Annotated in this window: 13 protein-coding genes, 1 pseudogene and 1 riboswitch; of the genes and pseudogenes, 10 read left to right on the forward strand and 4 right to left on the reverse strand. The window is 71.4% G+C overall.

The features are described from left to right. Positions 1–105 precede the first annotated feature (105 nt). Positions 106–1,143, reverse strand: a complete 1,038-nt coding sequence (locus AC07BF_RS27875) for a hypothetical protein (protein ID WP_363586961.1) — start codon at positions 1,141–1,143, stop codon at positions 106–108. 460 nt (positions 1,144–1,603) lie between these two features. Then, a riboswitch (cobalamin riboswitch) is annotated at positions 1,604–1,729 on the forward strand. A gap of 192 nt (positions 1,730–1,921) precedes the next feature. On the opposite strand from AC07BF_RS27875, the gene AC07BF_RS27880 reads away from it, so the two are divergent. The 10 genes and pseudogenes from AC07BF_RS27880 to AC07BF_RS27925 all read left to right on the forward strand — a co-directional run bounded on the left by AC07BF_RS27880 (position 1,922) and on the right by AC07BF_RS27925 (position 8,795). Beyond that, the gene (locus tag AC07BF_RS27880) at positions 1,922–4,351 is read left to right on the forward strand and encodes a ribonucleoside-diphosphate reductase subunit alpha (protein WP_363586989.1); all 2,430 of its coding nucleotides are present in this window, start codon (positions 1,922–1,924) and stop codon (positions 4,349–4,351) included. A 20-nt stretch (positions 4,352–4,371) separates the two neighbouring features. Continuing rightward, positions 4,372–5,367 carry a ribonucleotide-diphosphate reductase subunit beta gene (locus AC07BF_RS27885; RefSeq protein ID WP_079136257.1) on the forward strand — a complete coding sequence of 332 codons (996 nt, stop codon included), beginning with the start codon at positions 4,372–4,374 and terminating at the stop codon, positions 5,365–5,367. 78 nt (positions 5,368–5,445) lie between these two features. Beyond that, positions 5,446–5,637: pseudogene (locus tag AC07BF_RS27890) on the forward strand (ATP-binding protein); the annotation flags it as partial. Positions 5,638–5,698: 61 nt separating this feature from the next. Beyond that, positions 5,699–5,995 carry a hypothetical protein gene (locus AC07BF_RS27895; RefSeq protein ID WP_478334079.1) on the forward strand — a complete coding sequence of 99 codons (297 nt, stop codon included), beginning with the start codon at positions 5,699–5,701 and terminating at the stop codon, positions 5,993–5,995. A 146-nt stretch (positions 5,996–6,141) separates the two neighbouring features. Further along, positions 6,142–6,345, forward strand: coding sequence for a hypothetical protein (locus AC07BF_RS27900; protein WP_363628665.1), 204 nt, complete (start codon positions 6,142–6,144; stop codon positions 6,343–6,345). Further along, positions 6,329–6,850 carry a DUF6879 family protein gene (locus AC07BF_RS27905; protein ID WP_478334070.1) on the forward strand — a complete coding sequence of 174 codons (522 nt, stop codon included), beginning with the start codon at positions 6,329–6,331 and terminating at the stop codon, positions 6,848–6,850. The genes AC07BF_RS27900 and AC07BF_RS27905 overlap by 17 nt, the downstream gene beginning before the upstream one ends. Beyond that, complete coding sequence (locus AC07BF_RS27910; RefSeq protein WP_363628661.1) at positions 6,847–7,680, forward strand: helix-turn-helix domain-containing protein; 834 nt, start codon at positions 6,847–6,849, stop codon at positions 7,678–7,680. Before AC07BF_RS27905 ends, AC07BF_RS27910 begins: the two co-directional genes overlap by 4 nt. A 61-nt stretch (positions 7,681–7,741) precedes the next feature. Beyond that, the gene (locus tag AC07BF_RS27915) at positions 7,742–7,978 is read left to right on the forward strand and encodes a hypothetical protein (RefSeq protein ID WP_400806433.1); all 237 of its coding nucleotides are present in this window, start codon (positions 7,742–7,744) and stop codon (positions 7,976–7,978) included. Between the two features lie 84 nt (positions 7,979–8,062). Further along, positions 8,063–8,299: a DUF397 domain-containing protein gene (locus tag AC07BF_RS27920; protein WP_400806436.1), complete on the forward strand. Its 237-nt coding sequence runs from the start codon at positions 8,063–8,065 to the stop codon at positions 8,297–8,299. Positions 8,300–8,375: 76 nt separating this feature from the next. Beyond that, complete coding sequence (locus tag AC07BF_RS27925) at positions 8,376–8,795, forward strand: hypothetical protein (protein ID WP_478334071.1); 420 nt, start codon at positions 8,376–8,378, stop codon at positions 8,793–8,795. An 876-nt stretch (positions 8,796–9,671) separates the two neighbouring features. Here AC07BF_RS27925 and AC07BF_RS27930 read toward each other — a convergent pair. From AC07BF_RS27930 to AC07BF_RS27940, 3 genes are all read right to left on the reverse strand, one after another. Continuing rightward, entirely contained in the window at positions 9,672–12,209 is a 2,538-nt protein-coding gene (locus tag AC07BF_RS27930) for an ABC transporter permease (RefSeq protein ID WP_478334072.1), read from the reverse strand. Between the two features lie 30 nt (positions 12,210–12,239). Continuing rightward, positions 12,240–12,995 (reverse strand): ABC transporter ATP-binding protein, encoded by a 756-nt coding sequence (locus tag AC07BF_RS27935; protein ID WP_478334078.1) that lies wholly within the window; start codon positions 12,993–12,995, stop codon positions 12,240–12,242. Positions 12,996–13,127: 132 nt separating this feature from the next. After that, a complete protein-coding gene (locus AC07BF_RS27940) occupies positions 13,128–14,366 on the reverse strand; it encodes a sensor histidine kinase (protein ID WP_478334073.1) in 1,239 nt (412 codons plus the stop codon). Between the last annotated feature and the right edge of the window lie 3 nt (positions 14,367–14,369).

Below are 14,369 nucleotides of genomic sequence, written 5' to 3' on the forward strand. Positions count from 1 at the left end.
AGGCGGACACAACCGGAACACTCGTGCGAATGACTGCCCCGAGAGCCTGCCACACTCCCCCGGCACCGGCGAGCGAACCCGCCGGGGCCGGGGTGCCACGGCGGATCAGCCGGCCGCGGCGGCCCCCGGCGCACCCGGCGCGGCCGCGGACGCGGCCTTGGCGCGCTGGAGCAGCTGGCCCTTCACGTGCTCGCCGAAGCCGACGGCCGCCGCGGTGGCGGTGGCGTCGGCGGTGTCGCCGCCCTTCGCCGAGCCCTCGACCGTGAAGTAGGCGTACCGGCCCAGGGTGTTGTGCGTGTTGGTGCAGCCCGGAGTGGCGCAGAAGGCCGGCGCGCCCGGCGCGACGGCGCCCTTGAGGTGGCCGGTGTAGCTCTTCATCGAAGTCTCGGCCTGGATCTTGTGGTCGAAGACCGCGACGCCGACGGTCACCGCGCTGTCGCCGGAGACGTAGGTCGCCCGGAGCACCTTCTGGCAGCCCTGGTCACCGAGGACCTTGCCGAGCCCGCCGGTCGTCGAGTTCCCGTCCCAGCAGGGCGAGTCCAGCGAGACGAAGGTCCGGTTCCAGGTGGCACCGTTGACCGTCACCTGGAGCGCGGAGAACAGTGCCCCCGCGTCCTGCGGCGCCGGGTCGGTGGCGGCCTCCCAGATCGGCTTCGACGGGTCGTCCGGCGCTCCGCCCGGGGTGCCGGACGGGTTCCCGCCCGGGGTTGCGGCGGCACTCGGCGCGGCACTCCGGGCGGCACCCGATGCGGCGGAGGACGGCCGGTTGGAGGCCGAGGCGATCGGCCCGGCGACCGGCTTGTCGCCGCCGCCCTTCGTCAGCAGCACCGCCCCGCCCGCGATCAGGCCGCCGACCAGGACGACCGCGACCGCCACGCCGAGGGCCCGCAGTCGGCGGCGGCGCTTGCCGTCCGCCGCGTTGCGGTCGGCCAGCGCCTCCCAGTTCGGCTCGGCGCGCTGCGGCGCCTGGGGCTGCGGGTACGACTGCGGATGCGGCTGGGGGTGTGCCTGGGGATGCGGCTGGGGGTGCGCCTGGGGGTTCGGCTGCCACTGCGGCGGCAGCTGCTGCCCTGGCGGTCCCGGCTGCGGCAGCGGAGGCTGCCCCGGCGGACCGGGCTGCGCCACCGGCTGCGCGGGCGGCACCGGAGGCCCGTACGAGGCCGGCGGCGGCCCGAAGCCCCCGCTCGGCGGCAACACCGGACCGGGCACCACCGGCGGCTGCTGACCGTGCGCGTCCCCCGGCCCGGGGGGAGGCGTTCCCTGCGGACCCTGCCCGGGTGCGCCAGTTCCGTCGCTCACGCGCCCCCTCGCTTCGCTCGATGATCGCTTCGCGAAACGCGCCCCTCGGCGCTTCGCTCGCTCATGCGCCCAGATCGTAGGGCATGCCCGCGGCAACCGGTCCGCCCGGTGACCGTTCCGTATCGAAACCAGGACGCCGGGGCCCGGAATCAGGGCGCCGGGAGCCCGGAATCAGGGCGCCGGAAGCCCGGATCCGAGGCGCCCCAAGGCCACGACCCGCCCCCTCCCGGCACCACCGGTTATCGCTCCGACACACCGCGCCGTACTACATGTGGGGTCGCATCAGAGAGACACCACTAGATGTATGCTCAATCCTGCTGTCGATGCAGGGGAACCCGGTGCGAATCCGGGACTGCCCCGCAGCGGTGAGCGGGCGGCTACCAGTAGCCGCCCCGCGAGTCCGAGTACCTGCCGACGGTGTGCGCACGGGCCCTCCCGCAGAGGCCGCGCCAGCACGAGAACTACCTTCCGGGCCTCGCGGGCGGGCCGGGGACGCCACTGTCGCGCGACGCTTCCTGCGTACGTGCCGTGCTCCCCTGCCCCGAACGGCCCGGTACCCCCCGATCACCGCCGCCGATCGCCGCCAGGAGAGAGCGCCTTGACCACCGCTGCCTCAGCCACCCTGCCCGCCCAGGGCACCGGCCCCGCCCCCACCGACCCGACGGTCTCCGACCCCGGCGGCGCGCTCCTTCGGCTGCTCACCGACCGCAGCGTCGATCTCCCCCAGGTGGACCCCGGCCATGTCGCCGCCGCCGCGCTGCGCGGCCGCCACGCCGGCTCGGACTTCGCCGAGCTGCGCGGGCTGGCCGTGGACGCCGCCGCGTCGATGATCGCCGAGGACCCCCAGTACTCGAAGCTGGCCGCCCGGCTGCTCGCCCTGGAGATCGTCGACGAGGCGAACAGCCAGGGCTCGCGCTCCTTCGCCGCCTCGATCGCCGTCGGCCACGCCGAGGGCCTGATCGGCGACACCACCGCCGCCTTCGTCACCAAGCACGCCGCCGCCCTGGACGCGCTGATCGACGCGCACGGCGACGACCGCTTCGAGTACTTCGGCCTGCGCACCGTGCAGTCCCGCTACCTGCTGCGCCACCCGATCACCCGCAAGGTCATCGAGACCCCGCAGCACTTCCTGCTCCGCGTCGCCTGCGGCCTGGCGGTCGGCGACAGCGAGCAGTCGGTGCGCGAGGTCGCCGAGCTGTACGGCCTGATGAGCCGGCTGGAGTACCTGACCTCCTCGCCGACCCTGTTCAACTCCGGCACCCGGCACCCGCAGATGTCGAGCTGCTACCTGCTCGACTCCCCGCTGGACAACCTGGACTCGATCTACAACCGCTACGCGCAGATCGCCCGGCTGTCCAAGCACGCCGGCGGCATCGGCCTGTCCTACTCGCGCATCCGCTCGCGCGGCAGCCTGATCCGCGGCACCAACGGCAAGTCCAACGGCATCGTCCCGTTCCTGCGCACCCTCGACTCCTCGGTCGCCGCCGTCAACCAGGGCGGCCGCCGCAAGGGCGCGGCCTGCGTCTACCTGGAGACCTGGCACGCCGACATCGAGGAGTTCCTGGAGCTCCGCGACAACACCGGCGAGGAGGCGCGGCGCACCCACAACCTCAACCTGGCGCACTGGATCCCGGACGAGTTCATGCGCCGGGTCAACGCCAACGAGGACTGGTCGCTGTTCTCCCCCGCCGACGTGCCCGAGCTCGTCGACCTGTGGGGCTCCGACTTCGACGAGGCCTACCGCAAGGCCGAGCTGGCCGGCAAGGCCGTGCGCACCATCCCCGCGCAGACCCTGTACGCCCGGATGATGCGCACCCTGGCGCAGACCGGCAACGGCTGGATGACCTTCAAGGACGCCTCCAACCGCGCCGCCAACCAGACCGCGCTGCCCGGCCGCACGGTGCACTCCTCGAACCTGTGCACCGAGATCCTGGAGGTCACGGACGACTCCGAGACCGCCGTCTGCAACCTCGGCTCGGTCAACCTCGGCGCCCACGTCGCCCCGGGGGCCTCCGTCGACGACCTGCTCGGCGCCATGGACTGGGAGCGCCTCGACGCCACCGTCCGCACCGCCGTGACGTTCCTCGACCGCGTGGTGGACATCAACTTCTACCCGACCACCGAGGCCGGCACCTCCAACTCCCGCTGGCGCCCGGTCGGCCTCGGCGTGATGGGCCTCCAGGACGTCTTCTTCAAGCTGCGGATCGACTTCGACTCCGCCGAGGCCGCGCGACTGTCCACCCTCATCGCCGAGCGCATCATGCTCACCGCGTACGAGCGCTCCGCCGACCTGGCCGAGCAGCTGGGCCGCCACGAGGCCTACGGCGAGACCCGCGCCGCCCGCGGCGAGCTGCACATCGACCACTTCCCGACGGCCGCCCCGCAGTGGGCCGACCGCTGGACCGCGCTGCGCGCCCGCATCGCCGAGACCGGCCTGCGCAACTCGCTGCTGCTGGCCATCGCGCCGACCGCGACCATCGCGTCCATCGCCGGCGTCTACGAGTGCATCGAGCCGCAGGTCTCCAACCTGTTCAAGCGCGAGACGCTGTCCGGCGAGTTCCTCCAGGTCAACCCGTACCTGGTGCGCGAGCTCAAGGAGCTCGGCGTCTGGGACCAGCAGACCCGCGACGCCCTGCGCGAGGCCAACGGCTCCGTCCAGGAGCTGGGCTGGCTGCCCGCCGAGGTCCGCTCGCTGTACCGCACCGCCTGGGAGCTGCCCCAGCGCGCGCTGATCGACCTGGCCGCGGCCCGCATGCCGTACCTCGACCAGAGCCAGTCGCTGAACCTGTTCATGGCGGCGCCGACCATCGGCAAGCTCAGCTCGATGTACGCCTACGCGTGGAAGGTCGGTCTCAAGACCACCTACTACCTGCGCTCGCGCCCGGCGACCCGGATCGCCCAGGCCGCCTCCGGTACCGCCCGCGCCGCCGCGCCCGCGCCCGCGTCCTCGTCCGCGCCCGTGCCCGTGAACACCCCGACCCTCACCCCGGAGGAGGAGGCCGCGCTGGCCTGCTCCCTGGAGAACCCCGAGTCCTGCGAGGCCTGCCAGTGAGCACCCCCGACCGCGAGAAGATGCTGCTCGACCCCGGCTTCGAGCTGACCCTGCGCCCGATGCGCTACCCGTCGTTCTACGACCGGTACCGGGACGCGATCAAGAACACCTGGACCGTCGAGGAGGTGGACCTGCACTCCGACGTCGCCGACCTGGCCAAGCTCAGCGAGGGCGAGCGCCACCTCATCGGCCGCCTGGTCGCCTTCTTCGCCACCGGGGACTCGATCGTCTCCAACAACGTGGTGCTGAGCCTCTACAAGCACATCAACTCCCCGGAGGCGCGGCTGTACCTGTCGCGCCAGCTGTTCGAGGAGGCCGTGCACGTCCAGTTCTACCTGACGCTGCTCGACACCTACCTGCCCGACCCCGAGGACCGCAACGCGGCCTTCGCCGCGGTGGAGAACATCCCCTCCATCCGCCAGAAGGCGCAGTTCTGCTTCAAGTACATGAACGCCGTCGACCACATCGACTCGCTCCAGACCAAGGAGGACCGCCGCGCGTTCCTCCTGAACCTGATCTGCTTCGCGGCGTGCGTCGAGGGCCTGTTCTTCTACGGCGCGTTCGCGTACGTGTACTGGTTCCGGTCCCGCGGTCTGCTGCACGGCCTGGCCACCGGCACCAACTGGGTGTTCCGCGACGAGTCCATGCACATGGACTTCGCGATGTCGGTCGTCGACACCGTCCGCGAGGAGGAGCCCGACCTCTTCGACGACGAGATGGCCAAGCAGGTCACGGAGATGCTGGAGGAGGCCGTCGAGGCCGAGCTCCAGTTCGCCCAGGACCTGTGCGGCGACGGCCTCGCCGGCATGAACACCGACTCCATGCGCCAGTACCTGGAGGCCGTGGCCGACCAGCGCCTCGCCCGCCTCGGCCTGCCGATCCGCTACGGGTCGACGAACCCGTTCGGGTTCATGGAACTCCAGAACGTCCAGGAGCTGACCAACTTCTTCGAGCGCCGCGTCTCCGCGTACCAGGTCGCCGTCGAGGGCTCCGTCGCCTTCGACGACGACTTCTAAACCGCTCAGACACACCAGAGGTGCCCCGCCCGGCTCACCGCCGCGCGGGGCACCTCTGGAGTTTCCCCCATCGGCGGGTTGCTGGTCAGCGAACTCGTCACCAACGCCATCCAGCACGCCCGAGCCCCGCGCGACCGGCTGATCTTCGTCCGCTACCACCTCGCCCCGGACGACACCCTCCGCATCGAGGTGTACGACGCCGACAGCGAGAAGCCCGCATTCCGCCCCGCTTCCACCTCCTCCGAGACCGGCCGAGGCCTGCTCCTCGTCCAGGAGTTCGCCACCCAGTGGGGCTGCTGCCCCGCGCCGGCGGCATCGGCAAGCTCATCTGGTGCCACGTCTCCGCCGCCGCGACCGCCGCATGACCGCCGTACGTCCCGAGATCACGGGCATCATGTTCCCCGCCCCGTGCCCCAGCCTCGACCACGCGCTCCCCGTCCTCTGGGAACACGTCCGAACGCTCCCGATCCGCGCGGCCCACCGGGATTTCATCCGCCTCTGCATCGGCCCCGGCGGCGGCAACGGCGTCGCCCGCCGCCTCACCCGGGGCAGCAGTTGGAGCACCACCCTCTACATCGGCGAGATGACCGACTGGACCGCCCACCCCATCACCACCCACCAACCCTGAACTCCCTCGCCCCCGACCGGCGTTCGCACCGATCGGGGGCGGCCACAACCCACCCGACCGATTTCCCGTTCTCGAAAGATCGAGTCCTTGACCCTGCACCCCGGGAGTCGGGAACATCGAACGAGACGCCAAGGGGAGGAACAGCCATGAAGCTGACCGAACTGGACAGCTCCTGCGACAACGGGCCCTGCCCGACGATCTACTCCACCGACACCGGGGAACTGGTCGTCCAGGGCTTCCGGGTGGACGACCCGGAAGCCCTGGCCACGATGCAGTTGCCGGACACCGAAACAGCCGTACGTATCCCGATCGACCTCCTGGTGAGGGTTGCCCGTGACCATCTCTCCTGACACCTTCGGCGCACTCTTCGACGGCTTCCAGCGGGAAGCGTTCCGGCTGGAGACGCTGGACGACTACAGCAAGTCCGGCAGCGTCGACGCCTATCAGGCCTTCTTGGCCGGGGAGCCTCAGCCCGCCGACTACAACGCCGCCTGGCTGACGCAGGTCCGGCGGAACACCACTGCCGGCCGCAGGATGTACCGCGTTCACATCCTGACCCGGCCGCTCACCCCGTATCTCCAATTCGAACTGGGCTGGGGCTACCGGACGAACACCACCGCTGGTGAAGAGTTCTTCATCCTCGACATCACGGAGAAGCCAAACCCCATCGAAGGCGTTCCCGACTTCTGGTTGTTCGACGAGTCCACGACCGTTTCGATGACCTACGACAACGAGGGCGGTTTCCTCGGTGCAGAGGATGAGCCCAACGTGAAGAAGTGGATTCACTGGCGAGATGCGGCGCTGAGTCACGCCGAACCGTTCACGGACTGGTGGGAGCGGTACGGAAGCAGGTGAAAGGCAGTATCGGTAGCACGCTGCGGGAGCTGCGAAAGGCCAGCGGGAAAGAGGCCAAAGCAGTAGCCCGCAGCGCTGCCATGTCCGCGTCCAAGCTGAGCCGTATCGAGACGGGGAAGATCGCTCCGACGGCCATGGATGTTGACCGCATCCTCACGGCGATCGGGGTATCCGATGAAGTCCGAGCCGGACTGGTCGAGACGGCCCGGAGAGAAGCCACAGAGGCTACAGCATGGCGCCTGTACCGCCGCAGCGGCTTCCACTTGCACCAGGACGCCATCCGCGCCGTAGAAGCCGAAACGGTCGTTCAACGGATCTTCCAGCCGTCCTGCATCCCTGGCCTGTGCCAAACGCCGGAGTACGTCCGGGCAATCCTCAGCACAAAGGGCCTGACCGAGGAAGTGCTTTCCCGGACCATCGGTGCCCGAATCCAGCGCCAAGCCGTACTTTTCGAGTCCGCCAAGTCATTTCGCTACCTGATCACCGAATCGGTACTGCGCTGGCGACTTATCTCCCCACCCGAAATGGCCGTCCAGCTGGACCGACTTATCGCTCTTTCTCGCCTCCCGAACGTCTGGATCGGCGTAGTACCGCTCTCAGCTCACATGACGGAAGCACCATCCTCATCATTCGCCATCTACGACAACCGGATGGTGATCGTGGAGATCCCTCATGCGGAGATCACCACCAGCGAGCCGAAAGATGTGGAGCTATACCTGGAGCGGTTTGGCCGATTCGAACTGAAAGCTCTTGCTGGAGACGCCATGCGAGATCTGGCTGGGACCGTCCGGGACGAGTTCTTGCGGGATCAGGAAAGTGTGCGGGAATAATCCCAACGCCCCGGTAATTTGGTGGCTCGCCGAAATGATTCGAGAGCCACAGGAGCGCTCCATGCCCACTGACGGTTTCGCACAGCCGACCGGCGCCACACGCCGCCGTACGCACGCGGAGCTCATGGAGCGGATCGACAACAATCCGGTCCGGAAGGACCTGACGACCGGGTGTCTGGTCGAAATCGTGGGCGCCCAGGACGGCCGGGCGCTGGTCCGGCCGCTGTTCGAGCCGGACGCCAAACCGCGCCAGGTGCCGGCCGACCAGCTCACCACCCGCATCAGCCTGTGGGGCTGAACTCCCCCTCATTCTCCCGCCCAAGTCCTGGGCGGGGCGGGGCCGTTCCGTGCTGCCCCGAAGCGATACCGGAAGGTGCAGGCGATGACTGAGCGCAACCTGTACGAACTCGACCTCTCCCAGGTCGAGTTCAACCGTGCGTGCGGCGGCAACCAGGGCGGGGGCGACGAGGGCGAGTCGTGCGTGACCCTCGGCCTGGTCGAGCACGGCGTCTTCGCCCTCGGCGACAGCAAGCGTCCCGACCGCGAACCGTTGCTGTTCACCGCCGAGGAGTTGACCGAGGCCGGAATCGACCCGGCGCGGTTCGGCCTGTCCGTCTGAAGTCCCCTGACAGCCCCGGCCGCCCGCAGTCCCGTGCGGGCGGCCGGGGCTTCAACGTCTCCGAGGAGAAGCACAGTTGCACTTCCACGGCTACGAGTGGACCGGTGACGGCCGGCTGTTGGCGAAGGAGCCGGAGCGTCGCCCGATCGAGGCCGCACGGTTCGGCCTCTCGGAACTCCCGCCGATGATGACCGGCTGGTGGCTCCTGCGCCCGGCCGCCCAGGTGCGGGGCACCTGGGAGACGGCGGCAGGCGCAGCCAACTGGCTTGCGGAACGGTACGAGGAACACACTCCTGGCGGCGACCCCCAACTTCCCTTCGAGGCACGGCGACTCCGCGCGGTTGAGCAGTTGGAGGGCGCCTCGGACGTCGTCTGGTCCCGCTGGGTGTCCGACAGCCGCTGGTCGGGCCACTACGTGATCGCGTGCCCCAACCGGATCTGGCCGGACATCCCGTGCCCGATCCGACACGTCGCTCGGCCGTCGGTCTCAGGCTGACGAAGTGCTCCCGCCGGGCAGGGGCGCTTCGTCGTGCCTGATGTGCGATCGCCGGCCAGGCCAGTCACCCGACGTCCAGGTCCTCGATGACCGCCTCAGCGGTGCGGCACTCCGCACAGATCGGCATGCTCCTTGGCCCTTCTCGCTGTCTCAGGCCCAGGTGGAGCCACAAGAGGCGCAGCCCCAACGGCCTTCCATCGTCTGGTACATGGTGCCCGACCCGCACACGACGAAGGAGTTGCTGCCAACCGGTCGCGTGTGGGTGTTGAGCTGCTGGTCGTGGCGCTCCTCGACTCTAACCAGGCCCTGGTGACGTCCGATCCCAGTTTGCATCGAAGCGGGCTTTCTCCGCCTCGACCAGTGGCCGGACCACCTCGTCAACGGATCGGTGAGAGATCTCGGCGAACTCGTGGAGCCAGTCGACGAGGTCGGCGGGTAGGTGGAGGGTGATGCGGCGTGTGGCGGGAAGTTCAGGCATTGGGCTCTCTTGTGAGGGCTGTGTAGGTTGCAGGGCCATAGCAACGCCTGGTCAACCTTTGCCGAGACGGACAAGCCGGTCAATCTTCGCCGGGACAGGACGCGCCGCTCAGGACTCTCGTGACGGCTCCGGTACCGGCCAGGCCTGCGGGGGAAGACACTGACCGGTCCCGCCTGCACGAGACTTCCGGAGGAATGGTGAGCACAGCGTCCCTGCACGGCCACCACGACGACCAGCAGCCGATCCCGCGGACCCAGGCCTCAACGTTCCTTCGCCGTCTCGGGGCCCAGTGAGCGACCACATCGAGGACCCGGACGACCCGATCGCCCTGTCCCGGCCGCGACGCTGACAGTCCCCGCCCGGCGTTCGTGCCGGGCGGGGACAAGGGGATCGACGGGTCACACCTCCGCGACCGCCACCAGCGGGCTGAGGGCGGCGGCCCGGCGGGCGGGGACGGCGGCGGCGAGGGCGCCGATCGTGAGGGACGCCAGGCAGACGAGCGCGATCGTGCCCCAGGGCAGCACCAGCGCGTACTGCTTGACCGCGCCGCCCGCCAGCGCGCCGACGGCCCAGGCGCCGAACAGGCCGCCGGCCAGGCCGAGCAGGGTGCCGAACGCCGCGACCGTCACGGCCTCCAGGCGGATCATCCGACGGATGCCCGCGCGATCCATGCCGATGGCGCGCAGGGCGCCGATCTCACGCGTCCGTTCGGTGACGGACATGGCCAGGGTGTTGACGATGCCGAGCGCGGCGATCACGACGCCGATGCCGAGGAGCCCGTACATCAGCGTCAGCAGGTCGCCCATCGTCCCCGCCGCCTCCCGCACCAGCTCGGCCCGGTCCTGCACCTTCAGCAGCGGGTTGTTGCCGACAGCGGTCCGCAGGTCGCGCCCGGACAAGCCGTCGCCCCGGACGAGGATCCGCTGGACGGAGCCGGGCTTGAAGCCGTGCTGCTGCACCTCGCCCCGGGCGCCGACCGCGTCGTGGGCGGTGGGGTTGTCCTGGTAGACGCCCGCGACGGTGTACCGCGTGAACTCCTCGCTCCGGCCCATCCGCACGTTGACCTGGCCTCCCGTGCTCACCCCGGTCTCCCGGGCGACGCTGCTGGAGACGGCGATCCGGCCGGGCCCGAGGTCCTGCACGGAACCGCTCACGAAGTCGAGCTTCACGGCCTGTTCAACAGAGACGGGGTCGATGCCGGAGATCTCACGGACCTTGCCGCCGATGACCACCGTGGAGTCCGCGACCGCGCTCGCGCCGCGCACCCCCGCAAGACCGGCCACCCGCTGCACGGCCGCCGGGTCGATGCCGGTCATGGTGTCGCCGGTGCTGATCACGTAGTCGGCGGCGAGGCCGTCCGCCGCCTGCCGGTCGAGGGCCTGTCCGGTGGAGCTGCCGATGGTGGCGAGCCCGCTGACCAGCGCCGTGCTGATCAGCAGCGTGGCGGCGGTCGCCGCCGTGCGCCGGGGGTCGCGCAGCGCGTTCTGCCGGGCCAGCAGGCCGACGACGCCGAACCGCCGGGTGAGGCGGCCCGTCAGCCGGATCACCGGGACGGCGAGCGTCGGTGCCAGCACGATCAGGGCGACGACCAGGAGCCCGCAACCCGCCATCGCACTCCGCAGATTCGCCTCGGAGGCGTCCTTCGCCGCACCCGCGAGCGCGACCAGCCAGCCGACGCCGAGGACGAGCAGCCCCACCCCCACGATCGGACGCAGCCGCGAGCGCCCGCCCGGCTGCGCGGCCGCCGCCCGCAGCGCCTCGATCGGCGCGATCCGCGCCGCCCTGCGCGCGGGCAGCCAGGCGGCCGACACCGTCACGCCGACCCCGACGAACAGGGCTGCCGCCACCGGCCGGGGCCCGATGACCAAGGGCCCCTCCGGCAGCCGACCGCCCTCGCCACTCAACAGCCCGGGCAGCACGGCCGCGATGCCGAGCCCGAGGACGAACCCCACCACCGACGCGACGACCCCGACCAGCACCGCCTCGGCCAGCAGCGAGCGCACCACCTGGCGCCGGGTCGCGCCGACCGCCCGCAGCAGGGCGATCTCCCGGGTGCGCCGGGCGACGAGCATGGTGAAGGTGTTGACCACGAGGAACGAGCCGATGAACAGCGACACCCCGGCGAAGACCATCGGCAGCTTCTGGTAGCCCCGGGTCAACGTGCCGACGTAGATGGCTTGTTGGTTCGCCTGCGCCTGTCCGGTGGTGACTTCGGCCCGGCCGGGCGGCAGGACGGCGGCGATCCGCTCCGCCAGCTCGTACTGGCCGGCGCCCGGCCCGGCGGAGACCTCAAGGCTGGTGTAGTGCCCGGGAGTTGCGAACAGCCGCTGCGCGGTGGCCCGGTCGAACAGGGTGAGCGTACCGCCGGCCGTGACCCGGGTGTCCGTGGTGGTCACGATGCCGACCAGCCGCGCGGTGAGGGCCGGGCCGTCCGTGGCGAGCGTGACCGGGTCGCCCACCCGGTACCGGCCCGCCGCCGCGGTGCCCCGGTCGACGGCGATCTCGTCGGCACCGGCCGGGGCACGCCCCTCGACCACGGGGTAGCGGGCGTCCTCGCCGTCGCGCCCCGGGACGTAGGCGTCCGCGAGGTTCGTCCCCCGCTTGACCCGCAGCGGCCTGCCGTCGGCCGCGTTCAACGTGGCGCTCCCGTCGACCGACGACCGTACCGCCGCGACGCCGGGCACGTCCGCGATCCGGCGCGCCAACTCGTCCGTCAACACGTTCGGCTGGTCGGGGGCGGCAGGGGACTCCTTCGCGGTGACGCTGACCGCGATGTCGGCGAAGGTGCGGGACGCGGCCGCCCGGTGGGCGGCGGCGGTCGAGTCCGCGAAGACGAGGGTGCCGGAGGCGAAGGCGACGCCGAGGCAGACCGCGAGGACGGTCATGAGCAGCCGGGCCTTGTGCGCCAGGACGTTGCGCAGGGCTGTGGTCAGCATGATCAGCTTTCGAGAGTCGGGGGGTGCGGGTCAGCCCGCGAAGGACTTCATGATGTCCAGCACCCGGTCCGGCGTCGGGTGCGCCATCTCGTCGACCAGCCGCCCGTCGGCCAGGAACACCACCCGGTCCGCGTACCCGGCGGCCACCGGGTCGTGGGTCACCATGACCACCGTCTGCCCCAGCTCCCTGACGGAGTCCCGCAGGAAGCCGAGCACCTCGGCCCCGGACTGCGAGTCGAGGTTGCCGGTCGGCTCGTCGCCGAACACGATCGAGGGCCGCGCGACCAGCGCCCGGGCGACCGCGACGCGCTGCTGCTGCCCGCCGGACAGCTCGGCCGGCCGGTGGTCGAGGCGCCGGGAGAGCCCGACCATCGACACCACGCGGTCCAGCCACTGCCGGTCCGGCGTCCGCCCGGCCAACGACAGCGGGAGCGTGATGTTCTCCAGCGCGGTCAGGGTGGGCAGCAGGTTGAACGCCTGGAAGATGAAGCCGACCCGGTCCCGCCGCAGCCGGGTGAGCTGCCGGTCGCCCAGGCCGCCCAGCTCCGTCGTGCCGATCCGCACCGACCCCGACGTGGGGGTGTCGAGCCCGGCCGCGCAGTGCATCAGGGTGGACTTGCCGCAACCGGACGGGCCCATGATCGCGGTGAACTCGCCCTCCCGGAAGGCCACGCTGACCCGGTCCAGGGCGGTCACCCGGGTGTCGCCGCCGCCGTAGGTCTTCGTCAGGTCGGCGACGGCGGCCGCGACCCCGGGGGTCGCGTGCAGGGCAAGGGGGTTGGCGATCACGGGAGGGGCTCCTGTCCGAGGTGCGAGTCGGTGCACTTCGAAGGGTGTCCGGAGCACGTATCAGGCCCCTGCGCCGCCGTGTATCGACGACCGCTCCGCTCGGCAGCAGTCCGGTAGCAACCGAGGCGGTCAGCCCGGCAGCCGCAGAGTCGCCACCGCGCCGCCGTCCTCCGCGTTGTCGAGGCGCAGCTCCGCGCCGAGCAGCCGGGCCTGCCCCAACGCGATGGTCAGCCCCAGTCCGTGGCCCGTGCCGCGCTCGGCGGCGCCGGTGTGGAAGCGCCGCGGGCCGTGGCGCAGCAGGTCCGGCGGGAAGCCGGGGCCGTGGTCGCGCACGACGACCGTACGGTCCTGGACGGTGACCAGGACGGGGGCGGCCCCGTGCCGGTGCGCGTTGACGACGAGGTTGCCGACGATCCGCTCCAGCCGCCGCGGATCGGTCTCCACCGTCAGCTCCGCCGCCACGGCGATCTCGGCCTCGTACCCGGTGCGCAGCACGGCCTCCCGGACGACGGCCGCGAGCGGCACCCGGGCCCGCGCCACCTCCTCCGCCCCGGCGTCCAGCCGCGAGATCTCCAGCAGGTCCTCGACCAGAGCGCGCAGGTCCCGCACCCGCGCCCGGATCAGGTCCTCGGTCTCGCCCGCCGGCAGCAGGTCGACGGCGGCCAGCAGTCCGCCGACCGGCGTGCGCAGCTCGTGCGCCACGTCCGCGGTGAACTGCCGTTCGGAGCGCAGTCGTCGGCCGAGGCTGTCGGCCATCAGGTCCACCGTCGCCGCGATGTCGGCGACTTCGTCGCCGCCCTTGGTGGGCCCGGTCCGGGCGTCGAGGTCCCCGGCGGAGATCCGGCCGGCCGTCTCGGCGACCCGCCGCAGCCGGCGGGCGAGCAGCCCGGCCCCGTAGACCGCGGCCGGTGTGGCCGCCGCGAGCGCGACCAGCGAGGCCACCGCCATCGCCACGTCCAGCCGGGGCAGGTCGGAGAGCTGCGGTCCCAGGTTGACCCGGATGGCGAGGACGGGGCTGCCGGGCCCGCCGGTGCGCTGGGCGGCCCAGTAGCTCGGGCCCGAGTTCCCTTCGGCGTGCCCGTCGTAGGCCGTGTGCCGTTCGCCGTCGACCGGGTGGCGCAGGGCGGCGGGCAGGTCGACGGGGTCGAGTTCGGCGCCGTCCGCCAGCGATCCGGTGCGCCGGTAGACGTCCATGGCCGAGTAGACGGCGTTGAAGGCCTGCGCCTCGGCCCGGCTGCGGATGTCGTGCGCCGTCCACAGGTGCACCAGCACTCCGACCGCCGCCGCGACGAGGCAGGCGGTGGCGGCGGCCAGCGCGGCGATCTTCCAGCGCAGGGGGGCGCGGGCCGGCCGGGGAATCGTGTGCACCGC

This window comes from Kitasatospora sp. NPDC043950 (assembly GCF_056435345.1).

What these genes read in the sequence shown, in the direction of transcription:
- AC07BF_RS27930 (WP_478334072.1), bottom strand. Translation starts at nt 12,209, where the DNA reads ATGCTGACCACAGCCCTGCGCAACGTCCTGGCGCACAAGGCCCGGCTG.
- AC07BF_RS27900 (WP_363628665.1), top strand. Translation starts at nt 6,142, where the DNA reads ATGAAGCTGACCGAACTGGACAGCTCCTGCGACAACGGGCCCTGCCCG.
- AC07BF_RS27920 (WP_400806436.1), top strand. Translation starts at nt 8,063, where the DNA reads ATGACTGAGCGCAACCTGTACGAACTCGACCTCTCCCAGGTCGAGTTC.
- AC07BF_RS27915 (WP_400806433.1), top strand. Translation starts at nt 7,742, where the DNA reads ATGCCCACTGACGGTTTCGCACAGCCGACCGGCGCCACACGCCGCCGT.
- AC07BF_RS27885 (WP_079136257.1), top strand. Translation starts at nt 4,372, where the DNA reads ATGCTGCTCGACCCCGGCTTCGAGCTGACCCTGCGCCCGATGCGCTAC.